Source organism: Dyadobacter sp. HNCC25DJ184, assembly GCF_056895215.1.
Genome location: NZ_JBXHAQ010000002.1, coordinates 89,663 through 109,095, shown reverse-complemented (window position 1 = coordinate 109,095; position 19,433 = coordinate 89,663). Strand labels below are relative to the sequence as shown.

General features: G+C 44.1%; 13 protein-coding genes. 8 read left to right on the top strand and 5 right to left on the bottom strand.

Features of this window, described 5'->3' with window-relative positions:
* Window positions 1–48 precede the first annotated feature (48 nt).
* From AC1XUD_RS03355 to AC1XUD_RS03330, 6 genes are all read left to right on the top strand, one after another.
* The gene (locus AC1XUD_RS03355; protein ID WP_483359541.1) at window positions 49–2,631 is read left to right on the top strand and encodes a TonB-dependent receptor plug domain-containing protein; all 2,583 of its coding nucleotides are present in this window, start codon (window positions 49–51) and stop codon (window positions 2,629–2,631) included.
* Between the two features lie 20 nt (window positions 2,632–2,651).
* Window positions 2,652–3,239: a GNAT family N-acetyltransferase gene (locus AC1XUD_RS03350; protein ID WP_483359540.1), complete on the top strand. Its 588-nt coding sequence runs from the start codon at window positions 2,652–2,654 to the stop codon at window positions 3,237–3,239.
* A gap of 6 nt (window positions 3,240–3,245) precedes the next feature.
* Window positions 3,246–6,107, top strand: a complete 2,862-nt coding sequence (locus AC1XUD_RS03345; protein WP_483359539.1) for a hypothetical protein — start codon at window positions 3,246–3,248, stop codon at window positions 6,105–6,107.
* Window positions 6,061–9,879, top strand: a complete 3,819-nt coding sequence (locus AC1XUD_RS03340) for an ATP-binding protein (RefSeq protein WP_483359538.1) — start codon at window positions 6,061–6,063, stop codon at window positions 9,877–9,879. The genes AC1XUD_RS03345 and AC1XUD_RS03340 overlap by 47 nt, the downstream gene beginning before the upstream one ends.
* A 62-nt stretch (window positions 9,880–9,941) precedes the next feature.
* Window positions 9,942–10,814 carry a sensor histidine kinase gene (locus AC1XUD_RS03335; protein WP_483359537.1) on the top strand — a complete coding sequence of 291 codons (873 nt, stop codon included), beginning with the start codon at window positions 9,942–9,944 and terminating at the stop codon, window positions 10,812–10,814.
* 35 nt (window positions 10,815–10,849) lie between these two features.
* Window positions 10,850–12,028 carry a PP2C family protein-serine/threonine phosphatase gene (locus AC1XUD_RS03330; RefSeq protein ID WP_483359536.1) on the top strand — a complete coding sequence of 393 codons (1,179 nt, stop codon included), beginning with the start codon at window positions 10,850–10,852 and terminating at the stop codon, window positions 12,026–12,028.
* Between the two features lie 96 nt (window positions 12,029–12,124).
* Here AC1XUD_RS03330 and AC1XUD_RS03325 read toward each other — a convergent pair whose 3' ends face one another.
* The 4 genes from AC1XUD_RS03325 to AC1XUD_RS03310 all read right to left on the bottom strand — a co-directional run bounded on the left by AC1XUD_RS03325 (window position 12,125) and on the right by AC1XUD_RS03310 (window position 16,277).
* Window positions 12,125–12,943, bottom strand: a complete 819-nt coding sequence (locus tag AC1XUD_RS03325) for a radical SAM protein (protein WP_483359535.1) — start codon at window positions 12,941–12,943, stop codon at window positions 12,125–12,127.
* A gap of 17 nt (window positions 12,944–12,960) precedes the next feature.
* Entirely contained in the window at window positions 12,961–13,590 is a 630-nt protein-coding gene (locus AC1XUD_RS03320) for a toprim domain-containing protein (RefSeq protein ID WP_483359534.1), read from the bottom strand.
* A gap of 173 nt (window positions 13,591–13,763) precedes the next feature.
* On the bottom strand, window positions 13,764–14,279 hold the full coding sequence (locus AC1XUD_RS03315; RefSeq protein ID WP_483359533.1) for a 3'-5' exoribonuclease domain-containing protein: 516 nt from the start codon (window positions 14,277–14,279) through the stop codon (window positions 13,764–13,766).
* A gap of 111 nt (window positions 14,280–14,390) precedes the next feature.
* Window positions 14,391–16,277 carry a glycosyltransferase family protein gene (locus tag AC1XUD_RS03310; protein WP_483359532.1) on the bottom strand — a complete coding sequence of 629 codons (1,887 nt, stop codon included), beginning with the start codon at window positions 16,275–16,277 and terminating at the stop codon, window positions 14,391–14,393.
* Window positions 16,278–16,660: 383 nt separating this feature from the next.
* Here AC1XUD_RS03310 and AC1XUD_RS03305 point away from each other — a divergent pair, with 383 nt between their 5' ends.
* Both AC1XUD_RS03305 and AC1XUD_RS03300 read left to right on the top strand, forming a co-directional pair.
* Window positions 16,661–17,098 (top strand): VOC family protein, encoded by a 438-nt coding sequence (locus AC1XUD_RS03305; RefSeq protein ID WP_483359531.1) that lies wholly within the window; start codon window positions 16,661–16,663, stop codon window positions 17,096–17,098.
* A gap of 112 nt (window positions 17,099–17,210) precedes the next feature.
* The gene (locus AC1XUD_RS03300; RefSeq protein WP_483359530.1) at window positions 17,211–17,801 is read left to right on the top strand and encodes a hypothetical protein; all 591 of its coding nucleotides are present in this window, start codon (window positions 17,211–17,213) and stop codon (window positions 17,799–17,801) included.
* A gap of 139 nt (window positions 17,802–17,940) precedes the next feature.
* On the opposite strand, the gene AC1XUD_RS03295 is transcribed toward AC1XUD_RS03300, so the two are convergent.
* Window positions 17,941–19,269 (bottom strand): acetyl-CoA hydrolase/transferase family protein, encoded by a 1,329-nt coding sequence (locus tag AC1XUD_RS03295; RefSeq protein WP_483359529.1) that lies wholly within the window; start codon window positions 19,267–19,269, stop codon window positions 17,941–17,943.
* Window positions 19,270–19,433: the final 164 nt, after the last annotated feature.

The following is a 19,433-nucleotide window of genomic DNA, read 5'->3' as shown; positions in this document are numbered from 1 at the left end:
TGTGCTCGAAATAGGGTTTATTGGCAGTTTTTTTTGTTATGCATATGCATGACTGGCCTGTGCAATGGTGTACATGCCCAGGCAGATTGCGACCCGGCGGTCATTATTCCGGAGGCTGACAGAAACTATCGCATCGGAAATTTTGACAAGGTTTTCGAGATATTGAATCCGTGTCTTAAAACCAAATTCACAACCAACGCACAGGTTCAGGCCTATAAGATTATTGCGCAAACCTACCTCGCTTTGGATTCTATACCGCAGGCGACAGCTGCAGTAAGGAACTTACTGAGTGCCAACCAAAACTATGAGCCGGAATTCTCTGCGCTTCAGCAATTTAAGGAGTTGGTGGCTCAGCAACGAGACATGATGGATCGAATAGTCCAGGTCACTTCCGTGTCCAAAAAGGCGGAAAATGTCCTCCAGGTACCGGCAACAGTGAGCGTCATCACGCATGACGATATGGTGAAACGTGGTTATAACAACCTGACGCAGGTATTAAGTGACTTGCCGGGTTTCGACGTCATTCGTGGAAATGGACCGTCTTACGTTACTTTTTACCAAAGAGGATATCGCTCAACCTCCAATGACCGGACGATTTTGTTGATTGACGGCGTTGAAGAAAACGATTTAAATTCAGACAATATCCCTTTGTCGCGCCAGTATAATATGTCAGATATCGAGCGGGTCGAAGTGATATATGGCCCGGCTTCAACCATGTATGGTGCCAATGCGTTCATGGGTGTGATCAACGTCATCACTAAAAAGCACCTGGACCGCAACATGCCGGAAGGGAAAAAGGTGGTAATGTCCGTCAACGGGCAACTTCGCTATGGATCGTTGAATACCAAAATTGCCGAGGGTTCTTTCACCGCGCGGTCGCGCGATTTGGCAGTTACCATTTCGGGAAGATATTTCAAGTCTGACGAACTGAATTTTGCGAAGTACAATACCTGGAATTATGACCCGCGAACCGTAGCGGATTATCCCAACCAGCAGACGATTACAGGCGCGGCAGCCCAGCAGTACATAGACCGTACCAAGCTAACAACATTGTTTCCAAATAGTAATCTATACCAAATCCAAACCGATGCCGCGGGAAATGCCACCAATCTTTCCCTCACAGACGCGGGGAAAGCGCAGGCAGCTAAGATCGACAACCAGTATATTTTTGACGCGGTCATAGATGGAAATCCGGTTGATTTCGATGACACTTCCAGAGATAACTTGTTCAAGGCGAAGGTGGAATTCAATGATTTCACGCTTTCCATGACTTCCTGGAAAACCGACGAAGGTGCTACGCCATGGTATACTAATAAATCACGACTGGTGACAAAGGATCTTTCCAGATGGGTAGCCAATAATAAAACTTTTGCGCTTACTTATTCCAAATTTTTGAGCGACAAAGCGCAGATATTAAGCCTCACATCCTATCGGTTGCACGAGCTGAAAGGGAATACCAACCTTCCCACTTACAGGGCTTATTACAACGGAAGTTACTCCGTGATTGATCTGATGAATGAAAGAAAACCGACTTACTCCACACCTTACTGGTACAGGGTATCCAACCAGCTTCGGAGTGAGTTCCGCGTCCTGTGGACACCGATGGCCAAAATGGATATCAATAGCGGTATCGAAATCCGGAACAGTATTATTCAGGCAAACTATATCACATCTGCAATTGAAGGCGCCGACGAAACTGGCCGGCCGGACTCAACACTTGCCGGCGGAGATAATTTTCGAGTTTTTGATGCAGGTCTGTTTAGCCAGGGTACCTATAATTTCACTGACAATCTGAAGTTGTTGCTCGCAACACGGCTTGACTATAACCAGATCAGAACCAACGGCGGATACGGTTTCGTATTAAATCCGCGGGCCAGTCTGGTTTACACGGTCGGGAAACTTATTTTCAAAGGCATATATGCAGAGGCGTTCAAGGATGCATCCTTTCTTCAGAAATATGCAACGAACGCTGGCAGATTGCTCAATAATCCTACATTAAAGCCTGAGCGTGTTAAAAATCTGGAAGCTAGTGTATATGTCAGATTTTCGAAAAACGCATCTTTCGGTGTATCCGGATACCTTGCAAATTATAGTAATGCTGTAGGACTCGTCGATACAGAAACTCCCGCGGGCGTTCCAACAACACAATTTCAAGCCATTGGAAAACAAAGGATTACGGGGTTGCAGGGTGAAGGCAGATATGACTCGAAAAAATTAAATATATGGACCAATTTCACGGTTTCCAATCCTGTGGATCTCAGCAAGGTGGAGGGAGAGAAGGTTCCTGTGAGCGATATTGCGAAATGGTCTTGCAACATAGGCGGAGTTTATGAGGTAGTTAAAAATCTGTCTCTTAGTGTTACAAATAACTATATCAGCAAACGGAAATCCGGCGCAGGTACTTCAGGAAGTAACAATCCGATCACAGAATTCCCGTCGATTTATCTGCTCAATTCGGCAATTACCTACCGCATTCTTGAAAAGTTCAGTTTGCAGGTTCAGGTATCCAATATTTTGAATAAGGAGTATTTCGTACCGGGAATCAGGGCTGCAGATGGCGTTGCGTCAGCTGCAAGGTACCCTCAGGAGAGAAGGACATTCTCTTTTGGAATTCTGATTGACACAAATTAAGCTGACCCACTTCTATGATTATGACGTTATCGAAACCCGAGGATCTCAATTCTGGCACCATGGAAAGGCGTATCGTTGTTCAGGGGAAAGAGTACCAGTTTTACAAACTGCCGACTCCTGAGCGTATGGACGAAATGGGTGCGTTGCGGATCCGTGCCTGGAAGAACGAGCCAGGCATCAGCCAGTCTTTTTTCTCGAATCCTACATGGCTTGATAATGAAGACACAGTCGCACACCATTGGGTGATTACCTGTCACGATGAAATTATTGCAGCGGCACGCTTAAGCCTGCATAGCCATTACAGGTCAATTCCACACGCTGATCTTTTTGATATGGCCAAGGTACCGCAATACAATAATCCGCCTTTTGCAGCTTTCAACCGGCTGGTTGTATCGCCGGAGCATCGGAGCAAAGGTTTCTCGCATATTCTTGACGAAGCAAGGATCGATTTTGCAATAGCGTCAGGCGTAAAAACGATTATCGCACAGCCGGTTGAATCGCGTATCGGCGCGTTGGAAAGACTTGGTTTTCAATATATTGGAAAAGTACGACCACTTTTTCAAATGCCTGATCGTCAGATATATTTTATGATAAAAGAAGTAAAATAGCGGACTATGAAGCGACTGGAAAATCTTTGGAAATGGATGAATGTGAAGCAGGACGAACGCGAGCTCGTTGTCCTGTTGATCATCTATTCATTCTTCATGGGAGGCGCCATTGCCATTTTCTATACGGTAGTCGCGTCATCGTTTCTGGTAAGTTTTGATAGCTCCGCTTTGCCTAATGTGTATATCGTTGGTGGCGTGTTTCTGTATATCCTTGGGCTGCTCGTTGGCTGGTTGCAAAAGACTGTGGCTTATGACAAGCTTGCCGAGGGTATGCTCGGTTTTTTGGTTTTGTCGATATTGGCCATGCTTGTATATCATCGCTTTACGGGCAATGCCTGGGTGTTTTTTGTCCTTTTTATTTGGAATCGGGTTTTCGTTTTGGTTAATGGTGTTACCTTCTGGGCGGTGGTGGCTAAGCTGTTCAACTTGCAGCAATCCAAGCGGTTAACTGGCCTTATTAATAGTGGTGACGTGTTATCGTCGGTGATCGCCTATCTGGCGATTCCAGTAGTGGTACATATCATTGGTACGGAATATATGTTGCTGGCCTCGCTGGTTTTCCTGATGGTTTGTGGATTAGTAATCAGGATCATACACGTCAGATATCCCATTGCGGAAACGGATATATTGAGTGCCGGAAATCCATCACCACATATCGCGAATCAGGAGGTAGTTTCTCAAAGATATCATTCCAGTTACTACCGGAACATATTCCTGCTTGGTCTCATCCCAGTGTTTGCGTTGTTTTATGTTGAATACCTTTTCTTTACAGAGTCGAGGTATGTTTTTCCTGACAAAGCGCTGTTAGCCAGCTTTTTAGGTTTGTTTTTTGGTATATGTGCCATATTCGAATTGTTGATCAAAACATTCTTATATAATCGAATTATACGCAAATACGGCCTCGCTGCCGGTATATTGATTTTGCCTGTAAGTATCCTTTTTGGATTTGCAGTCGCCGTTGTATATGGATTTGCCTACGACACTTCAGCCATATTTTTTGCTTGTATTGCGTTGTGCAGATTCTTTATGAGCACGGTTAGAAAGGCCGTGGCCGATCCAGCGTATCAGGTTCTCTATCAACCGTTTCCAGCGTCTCAACGATTGCGCATCCAAGGGTTGATTGAAGGGCGTGCCAAATCATTAGGCGGGCTACTGGCCGGAGTTGTACTGGCTGGAATAACCTATTTCTTTTCAGTGGATCAGCTGTGGTTATCTGCGGTTTTTCTAATTGTAGCCATTGGCTGGACGGTGCTCGCTTTCAGCGGGAAAAATGCTTATCGACAAGCCATCGGCGACATGGTTTTCGTTGGTAAAAAGAAAATAGAGCGTCGGCGGATTACAGCACTCACGCTGATGGCGACTTCAACAAGCTATGACGAACTGACCAAAATGGCATTGTCTGATCAGTATTCTGAAAGGGCAGAAGCAGCAGTGGGCCTTGGGTCTTCCAATCGCTTCTTAGCATACAAATACCTGATTCCACTTTTACAGGATCCTATAGCAAGTGTGCGAGAAGCTGCGATCCGTTCTGCGGGTGAACTCAAAAGGGCGGAGCTATGGCCGTTTTTGTTTGAACAATTGGATTATGATCGATATTCTGTCGCCGCTTCGAAAGCGCTTGGCAAGTCGGGGCCGCCGATTATTAAGCAAATTGAAAAGCTATTCATGGGCGGTACGGAAAGTAAAAGGCGGCAACTGCGACTATTGGATATTGTGGAAGATGTGGGCGGCACAGAAGCCATTCGTTTTTTACGCCGTCATATTTCAAATCCGGCGAGGTATATCCGCGAACGGGTGGTGGTTGCTCTTAAAAATCTGAACTACCTCTGTACATTTTCTGAGCAAACGTATCTGACTCAGGATCTGGAAGATAACCTGCGAACCTATGCCTGGCTTGTAGCTGCCCAGGTGGATTTCAGTTTAGAGTATGATGACGACAGCGAGCTTATTGTCAATATCGAGCGGGAAAAAGAATGGTTGTTGAAAAAGGTATTCAATATCCTGCAGATTGTTTTTAGTCCAAAATTCAGCGCTGTTAACCTGCTTGAAAATGATGAAGAGGAGGATGTGAGGGGTTATCTGATCGAAATAACGAGTCTTTTTTTACCAGAAGAAGTGAAAAGCAAAGTGCTGCCAATTCTTGAATGTGAGACCTTGGAGCAGGTTTTGGAAAGAAATCAGGAGATATTTCCGCAGGAAAGGCTGTCGGTAGAAGAACGCCTGAAGGATATTATCAACAAAGACTTTACGAGAATTTCCAGATGGACTAAGTCGGTTGCTATTAAAGAATTGCAACACTATGATGCAGAGAGCGTGACCAGTGTATTGGTGGCGAGCGCGGTGTCATCTTCAAAAGTAATTTCAGAGACTGCTTTTTACGTACTCAGAATCGTAAATCCAGCCCGATTTGATGGTCTATATCATGTTGTGGATCAGCAGAATGACACGTTTCATAAAAAGATTATGGATCCGCTCGACTGGCTCGCCAGTGAGGACGATCTGCTATTAAGCAAGTTACGCCGTTTGAGAAAAGTGCCGGAGATGAAGGAGCTTTCAAACGAGGAGTTACAGCGATTTTTACATAATTCGTGGTATTTCAAAATTGATCAGGATGACGTCATTGACCTGCGTAAATACTGCGAAGGCGATAATGTATCGTTGCTGGTGACATATGGAAGGCTTGCTTTCTCGAGACATATCACGGTGGAAGACAGCATGATATGGAATATCACTGCAAATCAGCACCGAGGCGTTGTCGTGATTCCCCACGCGGAGAAGGACACAGAGTTTTACATTTTCGAATCCTATATTCTGGACGATCTTGAAATTAGTATCAGCGAACCGGAAAGACACAAAATCACGGAGTAAAAGCATGGATATGGTATACAGAGCGGGATATATTCAACTGATAATCAACTTCTTGCAGGTATTCCTGTTGGTGGGGCCGGTATATGCTCAAAATACCGCTTATTATAACACGGAGATGGGTCACCCGCTTTCCCGATTTTACGACCCGACTGAATATCATGGGCATGGGGAGAATTTCTCCATCGTGCAAGACAAGTCAGGGATCATGTATTTTGCCAATTTCAAAGGTATATTAGAGTTTGACGGTGTAAAATGGAGTACGATCACGACTACGAATATTCGCTACGTTTCGACCTTATTCCGTGACAGCAAGGGGCGAATTCTGGTGGGCGCAAACGGGGAATTCGGTTACCTGAATGATTCATTGGAAGCAAGAAAATTTGTAAGTATTTCCGCAGGAATTAAAGACGATTTCGGTGCCATTATTCAGATTGCCGAGCTCGGCGGTAATCTATATTTTGTTGCCAAAAACATGTACTATGTATGGGATGGGAAATCTGTCAGAAGATATCCAAATCTGACCCGGGCAGTGAGTGCTTTCCCATTAAAGGATAAGTTGTTGATTTTGAGAGAGAGCGGCCTAGTTTCTTGGGATGGAAAAGTGTTTACGCCCATTATCCGCCCCGCCGGAGTACAACCATTCAGGGATATTGTCGCAGTTGTGCCGGTTCGGGGGAATGCATATCTGTTGTTTACGAGTTCGCAGGGAGTTTACCGGCTCGACAACAATTATCTGAGCGTCGCACCGGGAAACATGACTTCTTTTATTGGCTCGCGCAGGATAACGCATGCTATCGGCCTGAGTGACGGGAACATGATAGTGAGTATGTCAAAAGGAGGAATGGTGGTCGTTAATCGTTATGGAAACGTGCTATATCCGGTGCATCCGTTGAGTGCCTATGAAGATAGTCAGGTCAGGTATTTGTTCAATGACCGCGAAAGCAATCTCTGGATGGCACTTAATGATGGAATTGCAAAAGCTGGTATTCCTTCCCCGATCACGAAGTTCGACGGCCAATCAGGATTGAAAGGCGAGGTAACGGCCATTCGCCGATTTAAGGGAAGCCTGTATGTTGGTACGCTTTACGGTTTGTATAAAATTGAAAATAATGCCATCGCGCAAATTGGTGCTTTTAAAGGTGGCTGTACATCGCTGGAAGTTTTAAATGATGGTTTGCTGATCGGAGCGAACAACGGAGTTTTCTTCTGGAATGGGACAGGAGTTCTGCAGCAGCTCATCTCCGACTTTACTCTAAGTCTGAAGGTTTCAAGGTCAAATCCGTCTCTGGTTTTTGCAGGGTTTCAGGATGGAGCGGGGATACTCACAAGGCTAGGCAATAAATGGACTTTCTCACGAATCGATACACATTCGGGAAAGGATCGCGTAGCGGTTTCGATCGTTGGATTTGAGGAGGATATCGATGGAAACCTGTGGATGGAAACGCTTTCAAACGGCGTATTTCGGGTCGATAAATCGTATGGTTCTTATCATACCTATGGCAGCAAAGAGGGGATAGGCAGCCTGTTTTATAACAGATTGAGCTATTATAATGGCAAGTTATTGCTGACTAACAAAGACGGGATACTCTTATATGATAAGGTAAAAGACAGATTTGCGCCTTATAATTTCCTGTCAAAAACAGACTCATGGTTCGATAATCTTCGTCCCGACAATCGTGGCAATATCTGGGCAACGAGAGGAGATAAGAAGATGATCACATTCTATAAAAAGGATGGTAAAAAGGAAGGATTTATTGCCGAGGAGATGCCTTTGAGACCTGTTGCTCAACTTCCATTTTCAACGATATATCCCGAAAACAATCAGATTACCTGGCTGGGCGGGGAGCAAGGTTTGTACCGTATCGACCTAAGTGTGAAAATTGACACCTCGGGTTTGTATCCTGTTTTGCTCCGGAGCATTACGGCGGGTGGAAAATCATTGCTTTCGGGCTATTCTGCTCAGTCCGATACGTTGATCAAATCATTGAAGGGTATATCACTTAGGCCGGACGAGAATACGATCTCGATGGAGTATTCACTTCCCAGTTTTTATCTGAATCAACAGATTGAATATCAGGTGCTTTTGGATAAGTATGACAAGAAATGGTCAGACTGGTCATCGGTTCCGCAGAGAGATTATAGCGGATTGCCACCGGGTAACTACCGGTTTCATGTCAGGGCACGCGATGTATATCATAATGTTTCAAAAGAAGCAAGCTTTCCGTTCACGATCCTTGCCCCATGGTATCTGAAGTGGTATCTGGTGCTGCTTTACCTGGTGTTGGCTGCCTTGATCTTATACTATATCGTACGATGGAGGTTCAAGATCATCGAACGTGAAAAACTAGTACTCGAACGATCGATTAAAGAGCGGACGGAAGAAGTGGTGAACCAAAAAGAGGAACTTGAAATGCAATCGGAAGAGCTGAGCGCAACGAACGATCAGCTGGAACGTATAGATGAGTTCGTGAAGGCGATCAATAGCGAAGTCAATACGCGCAAACTTTTCCAGTTGGTTTTGGACAGGCTTTGCCAGTTTCAGAATGTCGACAGCGCTTCGGCATTGATTTACGATCAGGCCGCATCCAATTATCAGTTCATAGCCTTGTCGGGCTCGGTAGGGTTGGGGTCGCTGGGTGACGTGCGGCTAAGTTATGCGCAGGCGGAGCAAAGGTATATCCAAAATGGAAAAGAGGTATATGAAGATATTTTTCTGAAAAACAATTTCAGATATGAGAACCTGAACAATTCGATCGATGATTTATATGCGCCTAAATCGCTGATTACTATATTGATACGGGTCGATGGTGAAATTAAAAGTTTCATTACACTCGAGAATACCGATCACGAAAACGCTTTCGGGGAGCGAGATTTTATGATTGTGAAAAACCTGAAAGAGCACCTGATCGGAGCCTATATCAAAACCAATATCCTCGAAAACCTGGAAAAAACGCTCGACAACTTAAAGACAACGCAGGAGCAACTCATTAGACAAGAGCGACTTGCGTCTGTTGGCCAGTTGACAAAAGGGATTGTTGACCGGATTTTGAACCCGCTTAACTATATCAATAACTTCTCCCAGTCATCAGTATCGCTCCTGTCAGAAATTGATGAAGTGACCCAAAAGAATCTCGATGCCTATCCTGATGAAGACGAGGACGATGTGTTGAGTGCAATGGGAATGCTGAAAAAGAATCTGGAGAAGATATACGAGCACGGCAACAGCACAACACGTATTGTGAAAGATATGCAGAAATTGCTCCGGGGAAAGGCAACGGAGTTTTTTGTGACCGAACTCAGTCCCTTTTTGGAAAGTAAGGCACAAACGGCTCTTTCAGAAGTGCTTGCGGAGTATAAAAACGGTGAAACAATTCAGATTAATTACGATCTGCGCGCCGAAGGAGTGAAGGTCAGTATCCTGCCTTTTGAGTTTGCACAGGTGATCACCAATCTGATCAGCAATGCCTGTTATGCCGTTTTTGAGAAAAATAAGATGGACAAAACTTTTAAACCGGAGGTCAGGCTGACGACGGCAGTAAGAGGAAACTATGTTAGTATCAGAATAATAGATAACGGAATGGGTATCCCTGCCAAAGAAAAAGAGCAGTTGTTTAACCCATTTTTTACAACCAAACCCACTTCAAAAGGAACAGGTCTCGGGCTTTTTATGAGCAAGGATATCATCGAATATCACAAAGGCAAAATTACCGCGATGTCAAAGGAAAAGGAATTTACAGAAATGGAAATCTTATTACCCATTGTTAATCAATAAACATGAAAACTCAATTAGCTAACAGAATTTGACTTGAGAAGGATATGGGAATAAATATGGATATGAACACACAACAAGGGAGCGCGACCGGGGTTCACGAGATCGAATTGTTGAAAAATGAGCTGGCTGCATACCAGGAAAAAGTGAGTAAACTCAACCGTTTGGCTGATATTGGCCAGCTGAGCGCAGGTATTCTGCATGAAATTAAGAACCCTGTCAGCTTCGTTAACAACTTTTCCAGGCTTTCCCAAGGACTGATCGAAGAGTTGCAGGATGTTTTTTCCAAGCCTGTGTCTGAGCTCACGGGCGACGATATGGAGGAGGGAAAGGATCTCGTTAAAATGATATCGGACAACCTCACCAAGATAAACGAAAACGGCAAAAGGATCGAACGGATCATTCAGGGAATGTTGGCCCAAACGCGTGGCGATGGAGCGTTCTTCGAGGAAACGGATCTGAATCAGATGCTTGAAGAGTTTAGTAAACTGGCTTATCAGGGTGTTCGCGGGAGTGACAGCAATTTTAATGTGACGTTAAATTACGATCTTGATCCCGAGGTTGGTGAAGTGATGATATCCAGAGGCGAGTTCGGTCGGGTGATACTTAATCTGGTCAACAATTCATGTTATGCTGTGAACGAGAAGAAAAAGCAGTTGGGAGATAGCTATGATCCTCATATTGATATAGTTAGTAGAAAAATAGGCAACGACATCGAGATCAAAATCGGCGACAATGGCATAGGCATTCCGCCCGATATCGTCAATAAATTATTTGAACCTTTCTTCACCACCAAGCCCCAGGGGAAGGGAACGGGCCTGGGACTGTCGCTGACGTATTCCAGCGTGGTGGATACGCACAAGGGTACTATCAGTGTGAGCTCTGTTTTGGGCGAAAGTGCGGAATTTGTGATCAGGATTCCGGCAGTAAAATCATAAACCAGATACTCAATATTATTAAAAACTTAACGATAATGGCAATCAGGATATTAAGTGTAGATGACGAACAGGATATGGAAATGCTGATTCTTCAGCTGTTCAGAAAGCAGATTCGTGATAAAAAATATGAATTTGTTTTTGCAAACAATGGTAATGAAGCGCTTCAGAGACTAGAAGAAACCCAAGATATTTCCCTCATTTTGTCGGATATCAACATGCCCGGAATGGATGGTCTGAGTTTTTTGGCAAAAATTAACGAAAAACAAAATCCGTTGCTGAAAGCCATCATGGTGTCGGCATACGGGGACATGGACAATATCAGAACAGCGATGAATCGTGGCGCTTTTGATTTCGTGACGAAGCCTGTTAACTTTGAAGACCTTGAAATTACGATTTCTAAAACCGTCGAGCATATCGAAATGCTGACTTCTTTGGAAAAAGGGAAAGAACAGCTCATTGCGATCCAGAATGACCTCAGTGTGGCGAAGGAAATTCAGTTGAGTATGCTTCCGAAATCTGTTCCACCGAACATTGCCCAGGCAGGAGTGGATTTGCATGCGTTCATCCAGCCAGCCAAAATGGTGGGGGGCGATTTATACGATTATTTCATGATGGATCCTGATCGGCTATACTTTATGATCGGTGACGTGTCTGATAAAGGCGTTCCGGCATCGCTCTTCATGGCTATCACGAAAGCGATATTTAAAAGCCAGTTCTCTAATCACAACAACGACAGCATATGCGAAAAAGTAAAAATCGCTAATTCGTTTTTAAGTGAAGATAACTCCTCATTTATGTTTGTGACAGCTTTTGTTTGTATCCTGAACATAAAAACCGGCATTGTAGAATACGTGGACGCCGGCCACGAACCACCACTGATTTTGAGAAAAAACGGAGAGTTGGAACTCGTGAAAAAGCAGGGCGGTATGGCGTTGTGTTTTGACAGCACCTATCAATACGAGTCCAGAACCCTGCAACTCTATCCCGGCGACCGGTTTATCCTCTATACAGATGGCGTAACCGATGCCAATAACCTGACCGGCGCTCGTTTCGGACTGAAAGGCCTTGAAGAATTTTTCACTACCGGCGACGGCATCAAAGCAGAAACGGCAAAAGATATGAACGAAGCAACGCTCAGCGAACTGGTAACCTTCATCGGTGCCGCCAGCCAGTTTGATGATATCACAATGCTTTCGTTGCGGTATCATTTTTGAGATAGAAATTTTAGGAATTTAATGGGCGTGGCTGATTTCTGATTGGCTACGCTTTTTTATGGCCATCACAACGCATATGAGAAGTACTACCAGGCGTTACACCACCACCAATTCCGGTATCCGATACATTAAAACATCCTTCGCCTCCGTTGAGCTTTCCATCACCACGCGACCATCGGGCTCGACCACGGGCACGGTCTGCACATTAAAATCAAGCAAACGGATATCAACGATACCATTGAATTCTTTTCGTTTTTGTTTTACGAGATCGCGAAGCGTTCGGCGCTCGCTGTAATTCAATTCGTAAGTTTCCCTGTTATTGTTCCCAGCTCCTCTCGGAATAAATGGTAAGAAGCTAATGCGTTTGATTTTGTTTTTGACACAGTATTGGATGATCCAATCAACAATATCCAGATGCCCGTGAATAATCGTAGTCTGTATTGAAGTGCGGATTCCGGACGTGATTAAACGCCTTATAGAGGTCGTCGTGGAATCATATACGTCGCGTCCGACAATGGCATTATGAAAATCGGCAGGTCCGTGAAGGCTTACCTTGACTTCTGTTTTGCTGTTGTAAAGTGAATTAATCAGTTTATCGGATATTGTAATTCCATTGGTGGTCATTCTTGGTTTTCCACCCTTTTTATGAACATATTCTATGAGTTGCGGAAGGTCGTGATGGATGGTCGGCTCCCCACCGCAAAAGTGGACGTTTCTGACACCTTTTTCGAATAACCAGTCGATGTATCCCTTTAAACGCCAAACGGGCGGGTGAACTCCTCCATCGGGCGGAGCAAGACAGAAACCGCAGCGTGCGTTACAAAACCGAGTTACCCTGAAGCAAACCTTCAAAGGAAGAATACTCGGATATGTGTTTGATCCCTTTGTATGCTGAATACGAGCAATTTCATTCATGCTGTCCGAATATTACTTTACCATTTTTTTTTTAACCAATCTCGAATACCATGCTGGCCTTTTTTTATCAAAGCAGTATTCCAGTCTTTACAACGCTCCGGTGGCGTGACCCGATAGCAATGCGAGCCCTTCAGAAAGTTTTTGTAAAATGTCACCTCCGATTCGCCGGGTCGATTTCCGTCAAATGCCAAAATCACGATATGGCCTTTGCAAATTTCGGGTAGAAACGGTGCCAGTCGACCGACGGTCGCTATTGCGCTATACCCGCACGTCACGAGCGATAATGCATCAAACATCCCTTCCACAAGCACAATTGGACTATCATTCCAAGCCCGACCGACGTGGAATATCCCACCGCCTGGCCCTATGGTCAACATTTTATTTTGCTTGCCTATGGTATTCAGGTATCGTCCGTGAAGAGAGCATATATGACTTTCTGCATCTACCATTGGTGCAATGACGGCGGGTCTTCCATTCCAATCAGGGTCATAACGCAAACCAGCTTCATGTGCAATATTAAGGGTAATGCCTCTTTTCTCGACATATTGTTGACCATCCGTGTCCTGCAAAAGCATACTCTTGCTCAAACGTTCCTCAGAAGTTTGATTTGCACCTGGCATTACCAAAGGATCCTTTAATCGCTTCATCGGATTTTGGGTGGCGGTGTTTTCTGTAGGGTAATGTCTTGTACCATTAGGAAGTTGAGAAACATTAAGTTGTTCATTAACTACCCTTAATTCCTGAATGGTTTCAATTTAATTTTACCACGAAGTCACGAATTGATGCAAGCCAATCGTAGATCAAGCTATTGATTATCAATTCAAAAAGTGAATTGTAGACCCTGCTTTCGGAGTGCCAGTAGTGCTTCGGCATTGCCACGTGCGTCGTCTACAGGATGGTGGGTATGCTTGGTTTTTCTTAAATGTTTGAAGTTGACATGCATGTTTTTTTGCATGCCCTTATATAAACTTCCAAGATTTTGCGAGCTGAAACCAAACGGGTTACGATCCAGAAAATGATGAAAATACCAGCACATAAACATCCAGTCAAATCCATTGTTATCACTTATAAAAATGGGCCTGTCTTTGCTATTGGCCTGAATCCAGTTTTCAAAATCAAGCAAAACAGATCTAGGATCTTCAAACGTCAGCGTCTCTTCCCTGGAATGACCTGAAACCTGAAGTGCTTCGGGAATAAATTTTTCGGAAATTGGCTTCAAACGGCCGTAGAACGTCTTATCCAGCGCTTCATCCACCAAAACAGCCCCGAAAGAAATCATGGAATAATCGCCAGGTATAGACCCATCCGTTTCCACATCAACCATGATAAGCGCCATATAAGAATCGTTATATGACGAAGCTACAAAATTAATTTTAGGATTGCTGCGTTAGATTGTACTAGTGAGTTTCCGGTAATGTCAATTATATTATAAACGATCTACAACCAACTAATATAAATGAGTATCCGGCTGTTTCCTTAACATTGCCTGGCGATAGGTGTCAATGTACCGTTTGTTCATAATATGCCCGTTGAAGTTTCCAAACAATGTATCGGCGGCGTCGCTTCTTGGAACAAACTGATTACTGGAGTATTTGTCAATGAATTCAACCAGTTTCTGCGTTAACTCGTCGGCCGCGGCTGCACTTCCGGTGTTGCGCCGTCGGATATATTGGATCTCTCTTTTCTGTGGATCGATGATGGCGTCACGTGTAAAATTTGCAAATCCGGAAGCATCGCTCATAATGACAGGCGTGCCAGCCGTTACCGTCTCCATGGCAGTATATCCCCAAGGCTGGTACAGATCCGGAAATATCCCAAGGTGACATCCCGATACAAATTCATCGAAGTCCATCCCTAACGGTGAGCGTGTACGTTCCATAAAGTCGGCATGGTAAATTATTTTGACAGGATTCTCTTCGCTGTTATTCAGTTTCTCTTTTTTAAGGAAATCCGTTATCTCGTCTTCATAGACCATTTCGTGCGTGGTGGTGCAGGGAATGAAATTTGTCTTAAAATTCATCACCGCTTGCCGCCACGTTTGCAACAAGTCTTCATCGATCAATCCATTGAGATCCGGCATTTTGCCATTTCGGTTGCTCACCACGGAACCATATAGATGCGGCCCCATACTGGCGCTGATCCTTTTACATATTTTTTGCAACTCCTGAAAACGCGCTTTGGACTCCAGAACCGCCGGTTTTACATGATGAAAATCTCTTTTTGTGATAATGAAAAGTATCACGTTGATATTGGAATTCCGCTCCTTCAATAGTCGGTTTAGTTGACTTGCTGCTTTCAGCGTAACATCAAATCCTTTGTTCCGATATTCATAACGTCCCGCAGTGAAAAAGTACAAACTACTGTCCGTGTTGATTTTATAGTTTGGATAAAAATGACCCTTTACGAATGAGTCAATTTCTGCGCGGTTCCTTTTGTGGGTGTCAAACACCTGGTGCGCCGTTAAAGGCCTGGAATTGAGAGCTCCCGGGATAATATTTTCCGGAGTTCGGTTGTAAAAAGCTTCGCACTCCCTTGCGGTCTGCGCATTGTTTGCAGTCAGGATTTGGGCGTTTTGAACCGCCAGTTTTTCAATACCAATTTGAGTTTCAATCCACAATTCTTCTCCCCGGTTTTGGATATCATAGCGCGGAAAATTGGAATAATAATTTTGATCAGAGTCCGCCATATATCGTCCCGGAATTGTCCCGTTAATGGAAAATACCGTCCCGATCCGTGAATCAGCAGCTGCAATTTCCCGCAGCCCGCTGGCCGTCATCCACTCGTGGAAATGAGCTACAATATCCTGACGATAATCAATTGCTTTGGCAAATTCCAGGATGAAAATCTTGACCAATTCACCAAAAGCAATGGCCTGGTCGCAAAAATGCGAACTCCTCAAACAGGAAATCTGATAATTTTCCCATAGCCTTGATTTGATATAATTAAGTGTATCTGGCTGAACATCAGTCTCAATCAGAATGGCCTTTGGGCGAGAGTTATCGAGAATCCATTGTCCGGCACGGACACGAAATCCCAGTTCTCTCATCCGGTCTATCACAAACGCAAGATCTGTATTTTTGCATTCTTCCAACTCACGAAAATACAGCCTCGATTTCTCCGGGATATACGGGCCAATAACGAAATAATTATCTGCCCAGCTATCCACCATATCCGGAGAGCGGTTTTTCAAAGAAGTGTAAATCCCTCCGACAGGGTTACAAACCTCCCACGAAATGTCAAACAGAATGGTGTCCGGTTTCAAGATGAACGAATAAAACGAGAGTAAAGCTAAGACTAGTATTGCTTCCAAACCGGCGGGTCTGATTCCTGCCAATTTAGATTTTAGTACAAATTAATCAAGAAAGGGCTGGTTGAATTTTCTTTCCATTCTAAACAGCAAAAAAGCACTTTGAAGTCTCCAGAATATACGTTGAATTATACTTATGATAGCGAATGAGTGACAACATAAATTCGATTAAACTTTGATAATTTATACTTTATATGCAAATTGGCTAATAGTCGCAGTTTTCCAATACAAACTAAAAGTATCATAAATTTGATACTTTTAGTTTGCGGAACAGTATTTGTAATCTACCTTATAATTTTGAAATGCAGCGTGAAACAGCTTTCACGCTGGGTAACGCAGAGTATTGTCACTTCTGCCGTCATTCCTATCTTTTCCTAACACCTAATATCTAAAAGCTAACAGCCCAAAAAATGGCACAAATAAATCCCTATCTGCACTTCCCCGGCACCTGCGAGGAGGCTTTCAATTTTTACAGATCAGTATTTGGTGGAGAGTTTCCATTTATCAGCCGATACAAGGATATGCCGGCGGCAGACGCTGAGCACGCTCCGAAACTAAACGGAGAGAAAATTATGCACATATCATTACCTATTAAGAATGGAGGAGTACTTCTGGGAAGCGATGTAGGCGGCGACTGGACTTCTGGTGAGGGATTCGTGAAAGGAGTTCAATTGTCGATCAGCACAGAGTCAGAGGAAGAAGCTAGGCGAATTTTTGCTGGCCTGTCGGAAGGAGGAAAGATTACGATGCCTTTGGATAGAATGTTTTGGGGGGCTCTGTTCGGTATGTTTATTGACAAGTTTGGAGTAGCCTGGATGGTAAATTACGATTACAATCAGCATGCATAAAAGCGTCATCGATAGCTCGATTAAAACAACCTTTCAATTTTTAAATAATCGCCAGAGAAGTAACTTTTTTGCGATTTCTCCATCTTAAAGGCATCATTTAAAAAAAAGTACTATGAAAAGTAATTTGATCTCGTTCCTCTCTCTATGTTTGATCTTGACATTCGCATCAATATCAAATGGTCAGAATTTGTCTGCCGAAAGCCTTTTAGATAATGCGGTAACACTTTCTAAAAAGGGGGATGCCAAGGCTGCTGCTGACGCTCTTACAAAAGGAACGAATGCATTAGAAAGTGAAGCGAAGAGTTCAGGGGGTGATTTGAAGTCGCAACTGCTTAAAAAAGCGGGCGATTTGAAATCTCTAATCCCAACAATTGCCGGGGGAAAGGCTCCTTCAGGGTTATTGGCCAAAGGCGTAAGCGCGGTTAAAATGCTACTGGGTGCCAACAGAATCAGCGGTTTACTTGGAAAAGGCGATAGCGGCTTGCTGGGAAAAGCATCGAGTTTGACAAATAGTCTGGGTCTCGTTAAAGCGGGCACCTCAATACTTGGTTCCGGAGAGCAAGGTAAATTAAATAGTCTGATCGGCGAAGCAACAAAGTCTGTAAGCGGACTTGACAAGTCGGGGATGGCTGGCAAGTTGGCTGCAAAAACTGCCGCACCACAGCTTAGCAGTATCGTGAAACTGATAGGTTCAAGTTTTTGATGGAACACATGCTCGGTTCCAAATAGTTTATCTGTATAAGAAGAACCTTGGTTGAATTGTTGAAAAAGGTAAAAGTCCTAAGACGGAAAGCAATCACTGCTTTCCGTCTTAGGACTTTTTTAATCAGACAACCCCGCTTTTAAGGTTGAAATATACGTTCAGAAATGGTAGTGGATCCGGGGCGGTAGTAGCTACCGAATCGATCGCAAAATGCTTTTTCAAGTTCCTCCCGATGGGCAGGATGAGCTATGCTGATTAAAGCCCTTGCACGCTCTTTAAGACTTTTTCCAAACAAGTCCACGATACCAAACTCAGTTACTACCCAGTGGATGTGGCCGCGGGTAGTGACAACGCCGGCTCCTTCTTTGAGGAATGGAACGATTCTTGACACTCCTTTGGACGTAACAGATGGCAGCGCTATAATAGGTTTGCCACCCGGCGAAAGAGAGGCTCCATGAATAAAATCCATTTGACCACCAATCCCGGAATATTGATATGTGCCGATCGAGTCGGCGCATACCTGCCCCGTCAAATCTATTTCCAGCGCGGAATTGATCGCAGCCACTTTCGGATTCTGGCGAATGATACTGGTATCATTTACATAACTGATATCCATCACCCGAACAGCGGGATTATCGTTGACAAATTGATATAGTTTGCTGGTGCCCACCATAAAAGAAGTTACAGATTTACCTCTGTTGAGCTTCTTGAGGCTATTGTCGATCACTCCACTTTCAATCAGCGGAATGACCCCGTCCGAAAGCATTTCTGTGTGAAGCCCGAGGTTTTTATGATGAGTCAGATTTTTAAGAACCTGATCCGGAATAGCCCCGATACCAACCTGGAGTGTGGCTCCATCTTCAACGAGCGACGCCACATTACGCCCGATTTCAGCTGTAGCTTCTTTAATATTCAATGAATAATCCACCTCGGGTAGGGGTGCTTCATGCCACACCATCGCGTCAATTTTGCTGATATGAACAAATCCGTCTCCCATCGTTCTCGGCATATTCGGATTGACAAGGGCGATAACATGCTTCGAGGTATCCACGGCCGCTCGGGCTATATCAACCGACGTTCCGAGAGAGCAAAACCCATGCAGGTCGGGCGGAGATACCTGAACGAGTGCGACGTCTATCGGGAGTTTTCCGCTTTTGATCAGTAAAGGAATTTGGCTCAGGAAGATAGGTATGTAATCTCCATGGTCACTATTTACAACTCCGCGTGTATTGGCAGAGACAAATAGCGAATTAAAAAAGAAACTTTGCAAATATTTGGGATTGTTAAAATCCACATCACCTAACGTAGTGATACTGACAAACTCTACGTTTTTGAGCTCCCAATGCCGTTTCTGTAAAGCATTAACGAGGTGAACCGGCGTGGCTGCGCTTCCATGAATAAAGACCCTGTTGCCAGATTTTATATGTTTAACAGCCTCGTCGGCAGTAATGTAAGTGTGAGAATGCATGGCTTTTGTTTTAATCGAGTGAAATAATGGAGCCGATTCAGTTGAAACGACGTCTTCTTAAATATCTTCCGATCACAAAATTGGACCTATTTGATCGCTGACGTTATGATAGAAAGATACTAATAAGCTGATAAAAATCAGTTTACAACATATCATTTTCGATT